Source organism: Arthrobacter citreus (assembly GCF_038405225.1).
GTDB classification, from domain to species: domain Bacteria; phylum Actinomycetota; class Actinomycetes; order Actinomycetales; family Micrococcaceae; genus Arthrobacter_B; species Arthrobacter_B citreus_A.
This window is the reverse complement of sequence record NZ_CP151657.1, coordinates 307460-322557: the sequence shown is the minus strand read 5'-3', so window position 1 is coordinate 322557 and position 15098 is coordinate 307460. Positions and strand designations below refer to the sequence as shown.

The 15098-nt window shown below is 62.7% G+C and carries 19 protein-coding genes; 1 reads left to right on the top strand and 18 read right to left on the bottom strand.

Going from position 1 to position 15098, the window contains the following annotated elements; translation table 11 throughout:
* Positions 1-6 precede the first annotated feature (6 nt).
* Together AAE021_RS01595 and glmS are read right to left on the bottom strand one after the other, a co-directional pair.
* Positions 7-357 carry a holo-ACP synthase gene (locus tag AAE021_RS01595; RefSeq protein ID WP_342023931.1) on the bottom strand — a complete coding sequence of 117 codons (351 nt, stop codon included), beginning with the start codon at positions 355-357 and terminating at the stop codon, positions 7-9.
* 3 nt (positions 358-360) lie between these two features.
* The gene (glmS, locus tag AAE021_RS01590; RefSeq protein ID WP_342023930.1) at positions 361-2256 is read right to left on the bottom strand and encodes a glutamine--fructose-6-phosphate transaminase (isomerizing); all 1896 of its coding nucleotides are present in this window, start codon (positions 2254-2256) and stop codon (positions 361-363) included.
* 124 nt (positions 2257-2380) lie between these two features.
* On the opposite strand from glmS, the gene coaA reads away from it, so the two are divergent.
* Entirely contained in the window at positions 2381-3376 is a 996-nt protein-coding gene (coaA, locus tag AAE021_RS01585) for a type I pantothenate kinase (RefSeq protein ID WP_342023929.1), read from the top strand.
* A gap of 14 nt (positions 3377-3390) precedes the next feature.
* Here coaA and glmM read toward each other — a convergent pair whose 3' ends face one another.
* The 16 genes from glmM to rpsE form a co-directional block, all read right to left on the bottom strand.
* Positions 3391-4752, bottom strand: coding sequence for a phosphoglucosamine mutase (glmM, locus tag AAE021_RS01580; protein ID WP_342023928.1), 1362 nt, complete (start codon positions 4750-4752; stop codon positions 3391-3393).
* A gap of 338 nt (positions 4753-5090) precedes the next feature.
* Positions 5091-5588, bottom strand: a complete 498-nt coding sequence (gene rpsI, locus AAE021_RS01575) for a 30S ribosomal protein S9 (RefSeq protein ID WP_342023927.1) — start codon at positions 5586-5588, stop codon at positions 5091-5093.
* A gap of 40 nt (positions 5589-5628) precedes the next feature.
* Positions 5629-6072: a 50S ribosomal protein L13 gene (rplM, locus tag AAE021_RS01570; RefSeq protein ID WP_104052711.1), complete on the bottom strand. Its 444-nt coding sequence runs from the start codon at positions 6070-6072 to the stop codon at positions 5629-5631.
* A 242-nt stretch (positions 6073-6314) separates the two neighbouring features.
* Complete coding sequence (locus tag AAE021_RS01565) at positions 6315-7256, bottom strand: tRNA pseudouridine synthase A (RefSeq protein WP_342023926.1); 942 nt, start codon at positions 7254-7256, stop codon at positions 6315-6317.
* Between the two features lie 38 nt (positions 7257-7294).
* Positions 7295-7837 (bottom strand): 50S ribosomal protein L17, encoded by a 543-nt coding sequence (gene rplQ, locus AAE021_RS01560; RefSeq protein WP_341393398.1) that lies wholly within the window; start codon positions 7835-7837, stop codon positions 7295-7297.
* A gap of 66 nt (positions 7838-7903) precedes the next feature.
* A complete protein-coding gene (locus tag AAE021_RS01555) occupies positions 7904-8914 on the bottom strand; it encodes a DNA-directed RNA polymerase subunit alpha (RefSeq protein ID WP_104052714.1) in 1011 nt (336 codons plus the stop codon).
* A gap of 186 nt (positions 8915-9100) precedes the next feature.
* A complete protein-coding gene (gene rpsK / locus AAE021_RS01550) occupies positions 9101-9502 on the bottom strand; it encodes a 30S ribosomal protein S11 (RefSeq protein WP_104052715.1) in 402 nt (133 codons plus the stop codon).
* A gap of 64 nt (positions 9503-9566) precedes the next feature.
* Positions 9567-9944, bottom strand: coding sequence for a 30S ribosomal protein S13 (gene rpsM / locus AAE021_RS01545; RefSeq protein WP_104052716.1), 378 nt, complete (start codon positions 9942-9944; stop codon positions 9567-9569).
* A 160-nt stretch (positions 9945-10104) separates the two neighbouring features.
* The gene (gene rpmJ / locus AAE021_RS01540) at positions 10105-10218 is read right to left on the bottom strand and encodes a 50S ribosomal protein L36 (RefSeq protein WP_012397712.1); all 114 of its coding nucleotides are present in this window, start codon (positions 10216-10218) and stop codon (positions 10105-10107) included.
* Positions 10219-10304: 86 nt separating this feature from the next.
* On the bottom strand, positions 10305-10526 hold the full coding sequence (gene infA / locus AAE021_RS01535) for a translation initiation factor IF-1 (RefSeq protein WP_055239372.1): 222 nt from the start codon (positions 10524-10526) through the stop codon (positions 10305-10307).
* 231 nt (positions 10527-10757) lie between these two features.
* Entirely contained in the window at positions 10758-11588 is an 831-nt protein-coding gene (map, locus tag AAE021_RS01530; protein ID WP_342023925.1) for a type I methionyl aminopeptidase, read from the bottom strand.
* Positions 11589-11603: 15 nt separating this feature from the next.
* Entirely contained in the window at positions 11604-12176 is a 573-nt protein-coding gene (locus tag AAE021_RS01525; protein WP_342023924.1) for an adenylate kinase, read from the bottom strand.
* Positions 12173-13483, bottom strand: a complete 1311-nt coding sequence (gene secY, locus AAE021_RS01520) for a preprotein translocase subunit SecY (protein WP_342023923.1) — start codon at positions 13481-13483, stop codon at positions 12173-12175. The genes AAE021_RS01525 and secY overlap by 4 nt, the downstream gene beginning before the upstream one ends.
* Positions 13484-13735: 252 nt before the next feature.
* Complete coding sequence (rplO, locus tag AAE021_RS01515) at positions 13736-14200, bottom strand: 50S ribosomal protein L15 (protein WP_152219761.1); 465 nt, start codon at positions 14198-14200, stop codon at positions 13736-13738.
* Position 14201: 1 nt separating this feature from the next.
* Positions 14202-14414 carry a 50S ribosomal protein L30 gene (rpmD, locus tag AAE021_RS01510; protein WP_229964894.1) on the bottom strand — a complete coding sequence of 71 codons (213 nt, stop codon included), beginning with the start codon at positions 14412-14414 and terminating at the stop codon, positions 14202-14204.
* Complete coding sequence (rpsE, locus tag AAE021_RS01505) at positions 14414-15091, bottom strand: 30S ribosomal protein S5 (RefSeq protein ID WP_210228079.1); 678 nt, start codon at positions 15089-15091, stop codon at positions 14414-14416. Before rpsE ends, rpmD begins: the two co-directional genes overlap by 1 nt.
* Between the last annotated feature and the right edge of the window lie 7 nt (positions 15092-15098).

Sequence of the window (15098 nt, the reverse complement as noted above, 5' to 3'; positions counted from 1 at the left end):
TCCAGACTAACCCTCGGCGATCACCATGGCAGTGGCAACGTCACCGTCGTGGCTCAGCGAGAGATGCCAGGTGCGGACGCCCTTGGCTTCGGCAGCCGCTGCGACCGTTCCCCGGACGCTGACGCTGGGTGCTCCGGCGGCGTCAAGGTCCACTTGGCAGTCCTGCCAGTTCATGCCGGCCGGGGCGCCGAGTGCCTTGGCAACGGCTTCCTTCGCGGCAAACCGGGCTGCGAGGGAACGCAGGTTCAGCTCGCGTTCGGCTGGAACAAAAAGCCGCGTCCTAAGCCCGGGTGTCCGTTCCAACTGGCGTCCAAAACGCGGCATATCCACCACGTCGACGCCGATCCCAATGATCACCGGTTATTCGACCGTGACTGACTTGGCGAGGTTCCGCGGCTGGTCCACGTCGAACCCCTTGGCAGTGGCCAGGGCACAGGCGAAGATCTGCAGCGGAACGGTGGTCAGCAGCGGTGCCAGCAGCGTGGGTGTCTCGGGAACGTAGAAGACGTGCTCGGCATAGGCCTTCACGGCGTCGTCGCCCTCTTCGGCAATCACGATGGTCTTGGCGCCGCGGGCGCGGATCTCCTGGATGTTGGAAACCACCTTGGCGTGAAGCGAATCCCGGCCCCGCGGTGAGGGGACCACTACGAACACGGGCTGGCCCTCTTCGATCAGCGCAATGGGTCCGTGCTTGAGCTCGCCTGCGGCGAAGCCCTCGGCATGGATGTAGGCCAGTTCCTTCAGCTTCAGGGCGCCTTCCATTGCAACGGGGAAGCCAACATGGCGGCCCAGGAAGAGCACGGACTTGGCGTCCGCCATCAGCTCGGCGAGTTCCTTGATCTGTCCGGAGTTATCCAGCACCTGCTGGATCTTGGCGGGAACCTTGCCAAGGTCCGAGAGCATGTCCTTGATTTCGCCCTGGAACTTGTCTCCGCGGAGCTGGGCCAGGTAAAGGCCGAGCAGGTAGGCGGCGGTGATCTGCGCCAGGAAGGCCTTGGTGGAAGCCACCGCAATTTCGGGGCCGGCGTGGGTGTACAGCACGGCGTCGGACTCGCGCGGGATGGTGGAGCCGTTGGTGTTGCAGATTGCAAGCACCTTGGCGCCCTGTTCCTTGGCGTAACGGACGGCCATGAGGGTGTCCATGGTTTCGCCGGACTGGGAAATCGCGACGATCAGTGTGTTGGCGTCAACAATCGGGTCGCGGTAGCGGAACTCGTGGCTGAGCTCAACCTCCACCGGGATCCGGCACCAGTGCTCAATGGCGTACTTGGCCACCTGGCCGGCGTAGGCCGAAGTTCCGCACGCCAGGACCATGATCTTGTTGATGGCCTTGAGCTCTTCGGGATCAATGCGCAGTTCGTCCAGCGTCAGACGCCCTTCGACGTCGGAACGGCCCAGCAGGGTGTCGCCCACGGCCTGCGGCTGGTCATTAATTTCCTTCTCCATGAAGGACGGGTAGCCGCCCTTTTCCGCTGCAGCGGCGTCCCAGTTGACCTCGAACTCGGTGCCGGAGGCGGGGTTGCCGTAGAAGTCGGTAATCTCCACCAGTTCGGGGGTGATGCTGACGATCTGGTCCTGTCCCAGCTCAACGGCGCGGCGGGTGAAGTCGATGAAGCCGGAGACGTCGGATCCCAGGAAGTTCTCGCCCTCTCCCAGCCCCACCACGAGCGGGGAGTTGCGGCGGGCAGCGACGACCAGGTCCGGTGAATCGGCGTGGATGGCCAGCAGAGTGAAGGCGCCCTCCAGCCGACGGCAGGCAAGCTGCATGGACAGGGCCAGGTCTCCGCCGCCTTCGCCGCGGTACACGGAGGCCAACAATGCGGCAGCAACCTCGGTGTCGGTTTCGGAAATGAACTCGGCGCCGGCTGCGAGCAGCTCTGCCTTGAGTTCCGCGAAATTCTCGATGATCCCGTTATGGATCACTGCAAGACGCCCCTCGTCCGCCAGGTGCGGGTGGGCATTTTCATCAGTGGGACCACCATGGGTCGCCCAGCGGGTGTGGCCGATGCCCGTGGTTGCCTCGGGCAGGGGTGCGGCGGCCAGTTCGGCGATCAGGTTGGCCAGCTTGCCTGACTTCTTGCGGGAGTCGATTCCGGTTTCGGTCAGAACGGCAACGCCCGCCGAATCGTACCCGCGGTATTCCAGTCGGCGCAGGCCCTCCATGACGACGTCAAGCGCGCCGTGCTCGTGACTCTTGAGCTCACCTGCGGCGGCGGCACTGGGGCGGCGACCGGCATATCCAACAATTCCACACATACGGCTAAGACTACCGGCACGACTACCTACATCGCCAAAATACCGGCACCACCTGCGAACCGCCGCGGCCGGGGCCGTGGCATGGCCGTTTTGGAATGGCTGCACGGCAGGGCAGAATCGTAAAGTGACAGACCGTACAAAGGCAGCCCCTCATCCAGCCAAAGCCTCCGGAAATGCACCGGACAGTGGCTTTTCCCCGTTCGTGGAACTGGACCGGCAGACCTGGTCACGGCTTTCCAACGAAATACGGTCGCCCCTGAACCAGGACGACATCCTGCGGCTGCGGGGGCTCGGCGAACGGCTGAGCCTGGACGAGGTCCGGGAGGTGTACCTGCCCCTCTCGCGCCTGCTCAACCTCTACGTTGCGGCTGCCGGGCGGCTGCACAGCGCAACCACCACTTTCCTGGGCGAGAAAACCACCCGGACACCGTTTGTTATCGGGGTGGCCGGGTCAGTGGCCGTGGGAAAGTCGACCACGGCGCGCGTTCTGCGGGAGATGCTGCGCCGTTGGCCGGATACCCCGAACGTGGAACTGATCACCACCGACGGATTCCTCTATCCGAACGCCGAGCTGAAGCGCCGGGGTCTGATGGACCGGAAGGGTTTCCCGGAGTCCTACGACCGCCGGGCCCTGCTGCGCTTTGTCAGCGCCGTCAAGAGCGGGGCCGAGGAAGTGCGCGCGCCGCGCTACTCGCACCTGACCTACGACATCGTGCCGAATGAGGAAATTGTCGTACACCGGCCCGACGTGCTGATCGTCGAAGGCCTCAACGTCCTGGCTCCCGCCCGCACCCGGGCGGACGGCAGGGCAGGACTGGCGCTGAGCGACTTCTTCGACTTTTCCATTTACGTGGACGCCCGCACCTCCTACATCGAGGAATGGTACGTCCAGCGCTTCATGTCACTGCGCGGCGGTGCCTTCGCTGATCCGGAATCCTATTTCCACCGCTATGCCGGGCTGACCGACACTGAAGCCCGTGCCACGGCGCTGGATATCTGGAAGCGCATCAATGAACCAAACCTGGTGACCAATGTCCTGCCGACGCGCGGACGTGCTCAGCTGGTGCTGACCAAGGACGCCGACCACTCGGTGACCAGGATGCTGCTGCGCAAGACGTAGGGGCCGGCCCTCCCTCAGGCTTCGGTCGGCTCCAGCGCCAGGTTGTTTTCCACCGTCTCGGCCAGCTTCGCAGCCACTGAGGCAGCTGTTTCCATGTCTTCAGCTTCGACCATGACCCGGACGAGCGCTTCGGTGCCCGAGGGACGGAGCAGTACCCGGCCTGTTTCGCCCAGGATCGTCCGTGCGTCCATCACGGCGCGGAGAACGGCGTCATTGCTGCCGACCGCTGCCTTGTCGACGCCCTTAACGTTGATCAGGACCTGCGGGAGCTTGTTCATGACCTGTGCAAGATCCTTGAGGGTGCGTCCGGTGCGCTTCACCTGAGCAGCGAGCTGCAGGCCGGTGAGGACACCGTCGCCGGTTGTTGCGTGCTCAGAAAAAATGACATGCCCGGACTGCTCGCCGCCAAGGCTGTAGCCGCCCTCGCGCATGCCCTCAAGTACGTACCGGTCCCCCACCCCGGTCTCGCGAAGGCTGATGCCCGCTTCGCGCAGTGCGAGCTTCAGGCCCAGGTTGCTCATCACCGTGGCCACGAGGGTGTCATCCTTGAGCTTGCCGGCGGACTTCAGGGCAACCGCCATGATCGCCATGATCTGGTCACCGTCCACGACGGTTCCCTCGTGGTCCACGGCAAGGCAGCGGTCGGCGTCGCCGTCGTGCGCAACGCCCAGGTCTGCACCGTGTTCCAGTACTGCCGCCTGCAGCTTTTCCAGGTGGGTGGATCCGCAGCCTTCATTGATGTTGACGCCGTCGGGGTCCGCCCCGATGACCACCACTTCGGCCCCTGCATCGGCGAAAACTTGGGGCGAGCAACCGCTCGCGGCTCCGTTGGCGCAGTCCAAGACCACTTTCAGGCCGTCCAGCCGGTTCGGGAGTGTCTGGAGCAGGTGGATGACATAGCGGTCTTCGGCATCAGCGAACCGGTGGATGCGTCCAACATCGGCGCCGGTGGGACGAAGGCTGGGCTTGTCCATTTCAATTTCAATGGCATCTTCAGCCGCATCGTCAAGCTTCTGGCCGCCGCGGGCCAGAAACTTGATGCCATTGTCGGGAGCCGCATTGTGGGAGGCGGAAATCATGACGCCGAAGTCAGCGTCAAGGTCTGCGACCAGGAAGGCCGCAGCGGGGGTCGGCAGGACGCCGGCGTCAAAGACGTCAACGCCCGAGCTCGCAAGTCCTGCTTCCACTGCCGCTGAGATGAAGTGACCGCTGATGCGGGGGTCGCGTGCAACAACTGCAACAGGCCGCCGGCCGCCTTCAACGCGCCGGTGCCCCAGAACGACGGCGGCCGCCTGCGCCAGGCCCAGGGCCACTTCGGCGGTAATCAGGCCGTTGGCCAATCCACGGACGCCGTCAGTTCCAAACAATCTAGTCATCGCACATTATCCTCAAACAGGGGGCAGGGCTGAAGGCAGCCCCAGGGGCAACCCACTGGGCTATTGTGCCACTTCGATGCCGCAGCAGACGAAGCGCCGGCAGGTAGGTAGGTGGTTGCTGTGTCCAACAACACTTAGCGGAGAGCGGAAAGGGCGGAAAACTCCCTTGTCCATAACGCAGAAAGTGCGCCTTCCAAAGCTGGAAGACGCACTTTCTGCTGTCCCGCGCTGATCGCGCCGGCCCCAACGACTTTTTAGCGCGTGGAGCCAAGCGCCAATTCGGCGCGAGGGCCCCAAGACGCATTCGCTCCAGCGAATGTGTCTTGGGAAGCGCTGAATTAGCGCTTGGAGTACTGAGGTGCCTTGCGGGCCTTCTTGAGACCGGCCTTCTTGCGCTCGATGACGCGTGCGTCACGAGTCAGGTAACCGGCCTTCTTCAGCGTCGGGCGGTTGTTCTCGCGGTCGATCTCGTTCAGCGAACGGGCAACACCCAGACGCAGCGCGCCGGCCTGGCCGGAGGCGCCGCCGCCGTGGATGCGGGCGATAACGTCGTAGGCGCCATCAAGGTCAAGGACCTTGAACGGCTCGTTGACGTCCTGCTGGTGCAGCTTGTTCGGGAAGTAAGCAGCCAGGTCGCGGCCGTTTACCAGCCACTTGCCGGTACCCGGGACAACGCGCACGCGGGCAATAGCCTGCTTGCGGCGGCCAACGGCAGAGCCGGAGACAGTCAGGGCCGGGCGTTCCTTGACAGCAGCCTCGGCTGCGTCAGGGGTTTCCGAGGTGTAGCTCGAAAGCTCCTCGGTTGTTTCATTGAGCTCTTCAGTGTTCTGAGCCACGATTCTCCTTGAATTAATTCTTTAGTTGGCGGGGCCAGAACTACTGGGCGACCTGGGTGATTTCGAAGGTCTTGGGCTGCTGGGCTCCATGCGGGTGCTCTGCACCGCGGTAGACCTTGAGCTTGCTGATCTGCTGAGCAGCCAGGGAGTTCTTGGGCAGCATGCCGCGGATGGCCTTCTCAACTGCACGTACCGGATTCGACTCCAGCAGTTCTGCGTAGTTGACGGAGGACAGACCGCCCGGGTAACCCGAGTGGCGGTAGGCACGCTTCTGTTCGAGCTTGGCGCCGGTGAGGGCAACCTTCTCGGCGTTGATGATGATGACGAAATCGCCCATGTCCATGTGGGGAGCGAAGGTCGGCTTGTGCTTTCCGCGCAGCAGTGTTGCGGTCTGGCTGGCAAGACGGCCTAGGACAACGTCGGTGGCGTCAATGACGTGCCACTGGCGGTTGATGTCGCCGGGCTTCGGGGTGTACGTACGCACGGTTTTTGCCTTCGTTTCTTCTTCTTAGGTGGCGCGGCTCATATGGATGCCACATGGTCCGCAGCTTCTCTATGCGTTTACCGGATGGTCAGGTGAGGACTGATGTAACCAGTGGTCCTGATGTACTCGGCTATTTCCCCGGGGCCAGGTGGCTCTGCAACCGAGCCGCTCCCGTGGGCATAGACCTATCGAGGTAGGACACGCACAACGACTATAAACAATAGCCTGCTTGCGGGTCGAGGTCAAAAGCCGGAGAGGGAGCGCTTGGCGCGCGTGCTCTCGGCCCGCTGCTGCATTTGGGCATCGGCCGGATACCTTACCTCTTCGAGGATCAGGGGATGGGGCGCAGCCAGGAGGGACTTTGAATCGCGGATCCGGGCCTGCAGACGTTCCCCCAGCCATTCGGGGGTCCGCTCCCCCGCCCCCACCAGCATGGCGCCGCCCACGAGGGACCTAACCATGTTGTGGCAGAAGGCATCGGCCTGCAGGTGGGCTTCGATCACGCCGTCGGGCCGGCGCAGAAAGGAAAACTCCTGCAGCTCGCGGACCGTTGTCGCCCCTGTGCGGGGCTTGCAGTAGGACAGGAAGTCCTTCACCCCCAGCACGGCGTCGGCTGCGGCGTTCATCCGGTGCTCATCCAGCGCGAAGTCGTGCCACAGAGTGACCGTGCGCGTGAGCGGATCGCGGCTGGCTTCCCGGTCGGCGATGCGGTAGCTGTAGCGCCGCCACAGGGCCGAGAAGCGGGCGTCGAAGCCCTCTGGCGCCAGGGATGCCGAGTGGACCGTGATGGCGCCTTCCATGGCGTGGATGACCCGCTTGGACGCCTTGGCCTTGCGCAGCGGCATGGTGAGGTCCTTGTTGAGGATTCCCCGCATGCGGCGGATCAGGGCCTCCTCGGGAGTCAGTGCCGCACCGCGGGACAGGCCCGTCCATTCCTCCCCTGTGAGGTCAAAGTGGACCACTTGGCCGCGGGCGTGCACCCCCGAGTCGGTCCGCCCGGCCACCGTCAGCCGGACCGGCCTCCGTACCAGTACCTTTAGCGCCGCTTCCAGGGTGCCCTGGACGGTCGGAAGGTCATCTTGGACCGCCCAGCCGTAGAAGGACGCGCCGTCGTAGGACAGATCCATCCGGACACGAAAAAGCCCGCCGTCCGGTGAGGGTACGGCGGGCCTTTCGATACTCATGCCCTCAATATTAAGGGACATGGTGCCGAAGCGAGAAATTACTTCTTCTCTTCGGTCTCCACTGCTTCGTCAGCGGAATCTGCGGACTCAGCGGAGTCGGCAGACTCAGCGGAATCGGCGGACTCTGCGGAATCGGCAGACTCAGCGGATTCCTCAACCGGTGCCGGAGCAGCCACGGCTGCTGCGGTTTCGGCCTCGGCCACAACGGCCTGCTTCGCCGAGACGGGCTCGAGAACCAGTTCGATGACAGCCATGGGAGCGTTGTCGCCCTTGCGGTTGCCGATCTTGGTGATGCGGGTGTAACCGCCGTCGCGCTTCTCGACTGCCGGAGCAATGTCGGTGAAGAGCTCGTGGACAATACCCTTGTCCGAGATCAGGCCCAGGACGCGGCGGCGCGAAGACAGGTCTCCGCGCTTTGCGAACGTGATCAGGCGCTCGGCGTAGGGACGAAGGCGCTTGGCCTTGGTCACGGTGGTGGTGATCTGCTTGTGCTCGAACAGCTGAGCAGCCAGGTTCGCCAGCATCAGGCGCTGGTGGGCCGGGCTGCCTCCGAGGCGCTTACCCTTGGTGGGTGTAGGCATTACATTTTCTCCTCAAACGGTGCCGCACGGTGCCTTTCAGGCCCGGACGGCAAAATTTTGCGTGTGTTAGAGCTCGTCGTCCGAGTATTCGGACTCGTCCTCTTCAATAGCTGCGGCACGGGCGGCGAGGTCAAATCCGGGAGGGGAATCCTTCAGGGACAGACCGAGCTCGACCAGCTTTGCCTTTACCTCATCAATGGACTTTGCACCGAAGTTGCGAATGTCCATCAGGTCAGCCTCGGAGCGGGCAACGAGTTCACCCACAGTGTGGATGCCTTCACGCTTGAGGCAGTTGTAGGAGCGCACGGTCAGCTCAAGGTCTTCGATCGGCAGGGCCATGTCGGCTGCCAGTGCGGCATCCGTGGGGCTCGGTCCGATTTCAATACCTTCAGCTGCGCTGTTCAGTTCGCGGGCCAGGCCAAACAGCTCAACCAGGGTGGTGCCGGCAGAGGCGACTGCGTCGCGCGGTGCAATGGCATCCTTGGTTTCAACGTCAACGATCAGGCGATCGAAGTCGGTGCGCTGTTCAACACGGGTAGCTTCCACGCGGAAGGTAACCTTCAGGACCGGTGAGTAGATGGAGTCGACCGGAATACGGCCGATTTCCTGGTCACCGGACTTGTTCTGGCTGGCAGAAACGTAGCCGCGTCCGCGTTCGATGGTCAGTTCGAGTTCGAACTTGCCCTTCGAATTGAGAGTGGCAATGTGCAGATCCGGGTTGTGGAACTCCACGCCGGCCGGCGGAGCAATGTCCGCAGCCGTCACGACGCCGGGACCCTGCTTGCGCAGGTAGGCGACAACGGGTTCGTCGTGCTCGGAGGAGACCGACAGGTTCTTGACGTTCAGGATGATCTCGGTGACATCTTCCTTCACGCCCGGAACCGTGGTGAACTCGTGCAGCACGCCGTCGATCCGAATGCTGGTTACTGCAGCACCGGGAATCGAGGACAGGAGCGTACGGCGAAGGGAGTTGCCAAGGGTGTAGCCGAAACCGGGTTCCAGCGGTTCGATGATGAACCGCGAGCGGTTGTCGGCTACGACTTCTTCAGTGAGGGTAGGGCGCTGTGCAATGAGCACTTGCATTTCCTTTCAGCGAGCGTCCGCTATATGACGCAACACAAATGGTGGAAACGACGACGACGGGTCTTCCGCGGGCGTCTTGGACGGCTAGCAGCCACGTGCCCGGAGCCGGAGGCGTCCGATGGGCGGCCCGCCCCGAAGGGTGGACCGCCCGCCGGATGAAACCGGTACCGCAAGTGCTGCTTATACGCGGCGGCGCTTCGGGGGACGGCAGCCGTTGTGCGCGCTCGGGGTGACATCCGAAATGGAGCCAACCTCCAGGCCGGTGGCCTGGAGCGAACGGATGGCGGTTTCGCGGCCTGATCCCGGACCCTTGACGAAGACGTCGACCTTGCGGACGCCGTGCTCCTGGGCGCGCTTTGCAGCGGCTTCAGCAGCCATCTGCGCAGCGAACGGGGTGGACTTACGCGAGCCCTTGAAGCCAACCTCACCGGCGGAAGCCCATGAGATAACAGCACCGGACGGGTCCGTGATGGACACGATGGTGTTGTTAAAGGTGCTCTTGATATGCGCCTGGCCAAGCGCGATATTCTTCTTATCCTTGCGACGCGGTTTGCGGACCGCTCCACGAGTCTTGGGGGGCATTACTTCTCCTACAAAGAGTTTGGTTTAGGTGGCCCGCTGACGGGCCTTGGCCTCACACCGCTATTTAGCGGGCGGCCTTCTTCTTACCGGCAACCGTACGCTTCGGGCCCTTGCGGGTACGAGCGTTGGTCTTCGTGCGCTGGCCGTGTACGGGCATGCCACGACGGTGGCGGATACCCTGGTAGCTGCCGATTTCAACCTTGCGGCGAATGTCGGCGGCCACCTCGCGGCGGAGGTCACCCTCAACCTTGAAGTTGCCCTCGATGTAGTCACGCAGCTGAACGAGCTCAGCATCCGTGAGGTCCTTGACGCGAGTGTCCGGGCTGATGCCGGTCTCTGCCAGGGTCTGGTCTGCACGGGTCTTACCCACGCCGTAGATATAAGTAAGCGCAATCACAACCCGCTTTTCGCGGGGAATGTCAACGCCAGCGAGACGTGCCATATCGGCGGTTCTCCTTTTGTGTCACCGGAGGTCTGAAGCAGTGCATCCCTGTTGCCAGGTCCCCGGCCTCCGGGCCGGGGGTATGCGTTACGCGTATCAACGCTGCACTGCCATATTCAATTACTACTACTACGCGTGGGCTGTCCCTGAGAGCAGGAAATTAGCCCTGGCGCTGCTTGTGGCGCGGGTTCTCGCAGATCACCATGACTCGACCGTTACGGCGAATCACCTTGCACTTATCGCAGATCTGCTTGACGCTCGGCTGGACCTTCATGGTTATCCTTTGCGTGGTTGCAGGGTTGGGCCGCATGCAGCCGGCGCCCCAAATGTCCGGGACGCTGTCTGCCAGTGCGGCGGTTTTTACTTGTAGCGGTAGACGATACGGCCTCGAGTGAGGTCGTACGGGCTAAGTTCCACCACAACGCGGTCTCCGGGGAGGATGCGAATGTAGTGTTGACGCATCTTTCCCGAGATGTGTGCGAGCACAATGTGGCCGTTGGCCAGCTCAACGCGGAACATCGCGTTGGGCAGGGCTTCGTTGACCGAGCCCTCAATCTCAATGACGCCGTCTTTCTTGGCCATATCCTCCGCTAACGTCTGTGTCCCCCGTATGCACGAAGGACGGTTTATGTCTTTGGTTCTCTCCGGTGCTTCCTGCGCATCTACCGCGCAGGGGCCGTTTTGACACGGCGCACATGCTTGGAAAAGGGCACGAATGTAGAGACAACCAACAGATAACTCTACTCGACAGGCCCGGATAAGTTAAATCGTCCCGCGCCCCGGCCGGGGTTGCGGGCCACCGGGCCCGTCGGGTCAGTCTTCGGGAATGGGCACCGGGGTTACGCCCAGGGGCGCAAGCCGCGAGGCTCCGCCGTCGGGCGATGTGAGGACCCAGATACCTTTGTCGTGAATCGCGACCGAATGTTCCCACTGCGAGGCCCGGGAGCCGTCGGTGGTGATAACTGTCCAGTCATCATCCAGTGTGAGCGTTTCGATCTTGCCCCGCACCAGCATCGGCTCAATGGCCAGGCACAGTCCCGGCCGAAGCTTGGGACCGTTGTGCGATGTCCGGTAATTGAGCACGTCCGGTGCCTGGTGCATCTGGGTTCCGATGCCGTGGCCGACGTAGTCTTCCAGGATGCCGAGCGGCTTGCCCGGAACGCCGGAGACGTAGTCATCGATGGCTGCGCCGATGTCTCCGACGAACCGGCCCTTGGCAGCGGCGGCTATTCCGTGCCACATGGCCTGTTCGGTGACGTCGGAGAGGCGCTGATCCTCGGGGTCCGCCGTGCCGACAATCACGGTGCGCGCGGAGTCGGAGTGCCAGCCGTTGACCACGGCACCGCCGTCGATGGAGAGGATGTCCCCGTCCTTGAGGATCCTCTCCCCCGGGATGCCGTGGACCACTTCTTCATTCACGGAAACGCAGACCGTTGCAGGGTATCCGTGGTAACCGAGGAAGTTCGAGGTTGCCCCCGCCTCCTTGAGCACCGCGGCGAAAACTGCGTCGACGTCCGCGGTGGTTGCCCCCTCCACCGCGGACTCCACTGCCGCGTCCAGTGCCCGGATCAGCACGAGGCCGGCCTCGCGCATGGTGCGCATCTGCGCATTGGTCTTGTATTCAATCCTGGGCTGGCCGAACATATCTCTTCTAACTCTTTAGCTAATATCCTTGAGAACTTCCATGACCCGCTCGGTGACATCGTCGATGCCGCCCAGCCCGTCCACCCGCGCCACGATGCCGCGGTTGTCATAACTGGCGACGACGTCGGCCGTCTGGGCCTTGTAAAGGTCCAGACGGTGCCGGATGACGTCCTCGTTGTCGTCGGCGCGGCCTTCGATCTGGGCACGCTTCAGCAGGCGCTCGACGAGCTCTTCGTCGTCGGCGGTCAGCTGCAGCACGACGTCGAGCTTCTGGCCTTTGCTGGCCAGGATCTCGTCCAGTTCCTGAACCTGCGCTGCGGTGCGCGGGTAGCCGTCCAGGAGGAAGCCGTCAGCGACGTCGTCTTCGAGCAGACGGGCGCGGACCATGTCATTGGTGACGCTGTCCGGCACGAAGTTCCCGGCATCGATGTACTTCTTGGCTTCCAGGCCGAGCGGCGTCTGGTTCTTGACGTTCGCGCGGAAGATATCGCCGGTGGATATTGCCGTGACGCCAAGCCGGTCCGAGATTCGGGCGGCCTGTGTACCTTTACCGGCGCCGGGAGGCCCGATAATGAGCATTCTTGTCATCGCAATAACCCTTCATAGTGACGTTGCTGCAGTTGTGCATCAATCTGTTTGACTGTTTCGAGTCCCACACCAACCATGATGAGGATCGAGGTTCCGCCGAACGGGAAGTTCGCGTTCGCTCCGACCAGCACCAGAGCGATCAACGGAATCAGGGCTACAAACCCCAAGTAGAGGGCGCCGGGCAGGGTGATGCGGGACAGCACGTACTGCAGGTATTCGGCGGTGGGGCGGCCGGCACGGATGCCGGGAATGAAACCGCCGTACTTCTTCATGTTCTCGGAGACCTCCTCAGGGTTGAACGTGATCGACACATAGAAGTACGTGAAGAACACGATCAGCAGGAAGTAGACCGCCATGTAGAACGGGTGGTCTCCGCTGGTGAGGTAGTTGTTGATCCAGACGACCCACTCCGGGGGATTCCCGGTGGCGGGGGTGTTGAACTGGGCGATCAGCGACGGCAGGTACAGCATCGACGAGGCGAAGATGACGGGGATAACCCCGGCCATGTTCACCTTGATCGGGATGTAGGTGTTGGTGCCGCCGACGGTCCGCCGTCCCACCATGCGTTTGGCGTACTGCACCGGGATGCGGCGCTGGGACTGCTCCACGAAGATCACCAGGGCAACCACGAGGACGCCGATGCCGATGACGCCGAGGAATACCGTCCAGCCCTGGGCGCTGAGGATGGCGCCAAGCGAGCTGGGGAAACCGGCGGCAATGGAGGTGAAGATCAGCAGGGACATGCCGTTGCCGACACCCTTTTCGGTGACCAGCTCGCCCATCCACATGATGAGGCCTGTGCCGGCTGTCAGGGTGATGATCAGCAGCAGGATGGTGATGATGTTGTCGTCCGGGATGATCGGCACGGAGCACATGTTGTTGAACAGCGCTCCGGTGCGGGCCAGCGATACGACAGTGGTGGCGTTGAGCAGGCCCAGGGCGATGGTCAGGTAACGCGTGTACTGCGTCAGCTTGGACTGGCCCTGTGCGCCTTCCTCGTAGAGCGCCTGGAAGTGGGGAATCACGACGCGCAGCAGCTGAACAATGATGCTGGCGGTGATGTACGGCATGATGCCCAGGGCAAAGATGGAGACCTGCAGCAGGGCGCCGCCGCTAAAAAGGTTAACGAATTCGTAGAGGCCACCCGAAGTGGCACCCAGAGCCAAGCACTGCTGCACATTGCCGTAGTCAACACCCGGGGCCGGGATAAAAGCACCCATGCGGAAGATAGTGATGATTCCCAGCGTAAACAACAGCTTGCGTCGCAGGTCTGGCGTCCGGAAAGCCCGGCCAATAGCGCTAAGCAAGCGTCCTCCTGAATGAGATCTGAAGTAGGTGAGTCCGATTGGACTGGTAACAAAAACAGAGTCTATCCGCTCAAGCCCCGTAGAACGTTAACGAAGCCCGCGGCGTGGTAGTGCCTTAAACAAAACTAAACTCCAGGCGGGCCGCAGTGCGGCCCGCCAAGAGTTTAGTGCTGGTCCTGCAAACCGCGCAGCGGTTATCCGGCAGCCGGTTTCCCGACCGCCGGAAGTCGCTGCACGGAACGTACACGGTGCTTAGAGCGCCGAGGTCGTTCCGCCTGCTGCGGCAATCTTCTCTGCCGCACTGGCGGAGAATGCATCAGCGGTGACGTTCACCTTGACGGTGATGTCGCCGGTGCCCAGGACCTTGACGGGCTGGTTCTTGCGAACGGCGCCCTTGGCAACCAGGTCGGCAACAGTGATGTCGCCGCCTTCCGGGAACAGCTCCGAGATCTTGTCCAGGTTAACAACCTGGAACTCGACCCGGAACGGGTTCTTGAAGCCGCGGAGCTTCGGCAGACGCATGTGCAGCGGCAGCTGCCCGCCTGCGAAACCGGCCTTGACCTGGTAACGGGCCTTGGTGCCCTTCATACCGCGGCCTGCAGTCTTACCCTTGGAACCTTCACCGCGGCCAACACGGGTCTTGGCCGTCTTGGCACCGGGTGCCGGACGCAGGTGGTGAACCTTCAGCGCGTGTTCGTTGTTGTTATCTTCGGCCATGTTAATTCGCCTCCTCAACCTTCACGAGGTGCGGAACCGTGTTGATCATGCCAACGGTCACGGCGTCTGCGGTGCGAACGGTGGTTGCACCGATGCGTCGCAGGCCCAATGAGCGCAGCGTGTCCTTCTGATTCTGCTTACCACCGATGGTGGACTTAATCTGGGTGATCTTGAGCTTTGCCGTGCTGACGGCAACGTTCTTCGGAGTAGTCATCAGGCACCTGCCTTCTGCATGTTGCGGAGCATCGCAGCAGGCACAACCTCGTCCAGCGGCAGGCCGCGGCGGGCAGCCACTGCCTGAGGCTCTTCGAGGCGCTTCAGCGCATCAACCGTGGCGTGCACGATGTTGATGGCGTTGGAGGACCCGAGCGACTTGGACAGAACGTCGTGGATTCCGGCGCATTCGAGAATGGCGCGGACCGGACCACCGGCGATAACACCGGTACCCGGGGAAGCCGGACGCAGCAGGACGACGCCTGCGGCAGCTTCACCCTGGACAAGGTGGGGAATGGTTCCACCGATACGCGGGACGCGGAAGAAAGTCTTCTTGGCTTCTTCGACGGCCTTCGCGATAGCGGAGGGAACTTCCTTGGCCTTGCCGTAGCCGACACCAACCATGCCGTTGCCGTCGCCGACAACCACCAGAGCGGTGAAGCTGAAGCGACGACCACCCTTGACCACCTTGGCAACGCGGTTGATGGTCACGACGCGTTCAATGAACTTGTCCTTCTCATCGTTGCGTCCGCCGTCGCGGCCACCGCGGCCACCGCGTTCGCCGCGGCCTCCACGGTCGGAGCGCTGCTCGCCCTTACGGCCGCCGCGGCGGTCGTCAGTGGCGGGAGCTGCGGCGTCCTTGGTTTCAGTTGCCTGCGCAGCTGTAGCTTCAGTCACCTGGTTT

Bases quoted from the DNA above. Each gene is read 5' to 3' on its own strand.
- infA (WP_055239372.1), bottom strand. From the start codon at position 10,526: ATGGCCAAGAAAGACGGCGTCATTGAGATTGAGGGCTCGGTCAACGAA.
- glmM (WP_342023928.1), bottom strand. From the start codon at position 4,752: ATGACTAGATTGTTTGGAACTGACGGCGTCCGTGGATTGGCCAACGGC.
- rpmD (WP_229964894.1), bottom strand. From the start codon at position 14,414: ATGACTACTCCGAAGAACGTTGCCGTCAGCACGGCAAAGCTCAAGATC.
- rpsM (WP_104052716.1), bottom strand. From the start codon at position 9,944: ATGGCACGTCTCGCTGGCGTTGACATTCCCCGCGAAAAGCGGGTTGTG.
- map (WP_342023925.1), bottom strand. From the start codon at position 11,588: ATGTTCGGCCAGCCCAGGATTGAATACAAGACCAATGCGCAGATGCGC.
- glmS (WP_342023930.1), bottom strand. From the start codon at position 2,256: ATGTGTGGAATTGTTGGATATGCCGGTCGCCGCCCCAGTGCCGCCGCC.
- rpmJ (WP_012397712.1), bottom strand. From the start codon at position 10,218: ATGAAGGTCCAGCCGAGCGTCAAGCAGATCTGCGATAAGTGCAAGGTG.
- rplO (WP_152219761.1), bottom strand. From the start codon at position 14,200: ATGGCCGAAGATAACAACAACGAACACGCGCTGAAGGTTCACCACCTG.
- AAE021_RS01565 (WP_342023926.1), bottom strand. From the start codon at position 7,256: ATGAGTATCGAAAGGCCCGCCGTACCCTCACCGGACGGCGGGCTTTTT.
- rpsK (WP_104052715.1), bottom strand. From the start codon at position 9,502: ATGCCCCCCAAGACTCGTGGAGCGGTCCGCAAACCGCGTCGCAAGGAT.
- rplQ (WP_341393398.1), bottom strand. From the start codon at position 7,837: ATGCCTACACCCACCAAGGGTAAGCGCCTCGGAGGCAGCCCGGCCCAC.
- AAE021_RS01525 (WP_342023924.1), bottom strand. From the start codon at position 12,176: ATGACAAGAATGCTCATTATCGGGCCTCCCGGCGCCGGTAAAGGTACA.